The 2,211-nt window shown below is 61.2% G+C and carries 1 protein-coding gene and 1 pseudogene; both read left to right on the top strand.

Annotation, left to right across the window (positions count from 1 at the left end; translation table 11 throughout):
- Positions 1-35: 35 nt before the first annotated feature.
- Positions 36-221 (top strand): annotated as a pseudogene (locus KB557_RS10885) (hypothetical protein); the annotation flags it as partial.
- Between the two features lie 39 nt (positions 222-260).
- A partial coding sequence (locus tag KB557_RS10880) for an AAA domain-containing protein (protein WP_255134125.1) occupies positions 261-2,211 on the top strand: 1,951 nt, incomplete at its 3' end.

Below are 2,211 nucleotides of genomic sequence, written 5' to 3'. Positions count from 1 at the left end.
TGCGCTCTGGCCTACTTGTTGACCTGCTGCCAATTGTGACCAGCTCCATCGTGTTGGGCGAGCCCAGCTACTCGATCAAGAAGGTTGAGCACCTCTACATGGAGCGGAGGGAAGCCGAGGTGACCAATGCTGGTGACTCAGTGGTGGCTTATCTCAACTGGATGGGCTCGGATGAGCCGCCTCTGCCAGGGGTTTTGCCAAAGGGCAGCCCCCAGCTGCTCGAGATTGAGAACTACAACCGCGAGGACTGCAATTCGACGGTGTTTCTGCACGACTGGCTGCGGCAGCTGCGCAAGGAGCAAGGCCTGCCAGAAGAGCCGCTGGAGCAGCAGCTTGATGAAAAACCAAACAAAGAGCCTTCTCCTTTGGAGGTTCTAGCCAGCCAGCTGATTGAGGAAATCCCTGAGCCTCTGCAGAGCGATCCGCCTGCCAATGCCAGTGACGGGCTGCTCACGGCCCAGGAGCAATTCGGGCCACGGGGCTTGAGCTGGCGGGTGCAGCGCCTTGTTGCCCAGCTGCTTCCGTTCCACCACCGAGAAGCCAAGGTGGCCTGGTGGGCTTACTTCGATCGGCGCAATAAAGCCCAACTCAGCCCAACGGAGCTCGTCGATGACGGCGAGGCCATTGCAGCTGCCCAGTGGCGGAGTGTGCAACCCCGCGAAAGCAAGCTCACTGGAGCCGACTTTCACACCTTTGGCTTTGATCCAAGTCAGCCCCACAAGCTGCACGCAGACCAAGGGGACAGCGGCCTGAGCCTGGAGATCCCTGAAACCGGCCTCAAGCTGGCCGTTGACTCCCTCGATGCTGAGCGGGGCCGCGTCACGCTCAAGTACCCCTGGAGTAAGCGCGATCAACGTCAGGCCAATGGCCTGCCCGAGGGCATCCCCAAGGGGGCGACCTCCTTGATCAAGGTGCCAGCCGACATCAGCGAGAAGCTGCGGGAGAGCTTGTTGGAGCAGGCCAATCAATGGCTAGCTGGCAAGCCGCCAATCCCCGCTGCCATGCAGCAATTTTTGGAACGGCGGCCGGTGGAGGGCCTAGCGGCTCTCAATAGGGCGATCGAGGCGGAACCGGCAGCCGTGGCAGATCAGCTGGCGGAGTTTCTGGTGAGCCACTCCGGTTGCACCATTGCCCTGCAAGGGCCGCCAGGCACAGGAAAATCCACCGTTACAGGCTCTGTGATCGCCGAACTGGTGGCTAAGGGCCAGCGGATTGCCATTAGCTCCAACAGCCACGCAGCCATCAATAATTTGCTGATCAAAGCCCAGGCGACCTGCCAAAAGCGGGGATTGGGCCAGGTGGTGGTGAAGTGCAGCAACGGCAAGGAAGATCCAACCCTTGCCGAACTCGGTATCCCCCTTGTGGCCCCAGCAAAGCTCGGTGAGGGGATGGCTGTGGTGGGTGGCACCACCTGGATGTTCTGCCGCGAGGAGCTCGCTGATCAGTTCGACCTGCTCGTTGTTGACGAGGCCGGTCAGATGTCCCTAGCCAACCTGTTGGTGATGGCGCGGTGCGCCAAAACAATCCTGCTGGTGGGCGACCAGCAGCAGCTGGCCCAGCCCACCCAGGCCGATCATCCAGGGGATTCCGGGCTGTCCTGCTTGGAGTATTTGATGCAGGGTGCCCATGTGGTGCCAGCGGATCGGGGCGTGTTCCTAGCCACCAGCTGGCGGATGGAGCCCTCGCTGACGGCGATGGTGTCGCAGCTCTTTTATGACGGCCGTCTCAATGCCAACCCAGCAAACACAATTAACGCGATCAGCTGGCGCCTGCCTTGCTTGGACGCCACAGGGGAACCATTGCCGCAGCAAGGCCTCGTCTTTGATGCGGTGGTGCACAACGGCTGCAGCGTTTGCAGTGAGGCTGAGATCAATCGAATCGAGCAGCTTGTCGATGCCCTGCTCGGCAGCAGCTATTGCCACACAGCAGCGGGCCAGGACAAGCGAGGTGTGCTCGGCCCAGAGCAGATCTTGGTGACCGCTCCTTACAACGTGCAAGTGAACCGGCTACAGCAGCGGCTTGGCCAGAAAGCGCGTGTCGACACGGTCGATAAGTTCCAGGGTCAGGAAGCGCCGGTAGCGATCCATTCGCTAACGGCCAGTGACGGCGATGCTGCACCCCGTGGCCTGGGCTTTCTGCTGGAGTCCAATCGCCTCAACGTGGCTATTAGCCGGGCCCAGTGCCTCTCGATCGTGGTGGGTTCACCCGGCC

The sequence above is a fragment of the Synechococcus sp. Cruz CV12-2-Slac-r genome (assembly GCF_024346075.1).
Classification (GTDB): Bacteria; Cyanobacteriota; Cyanobacteriia; order PCC-6307; family Cyanobiaceae; genus Synechococcus_D.
The sequence above is the reverse complement of the archived record's forward strand: the minus strand, read 5'-3'. Positions and strand labels throughout refer to the sequence as shown.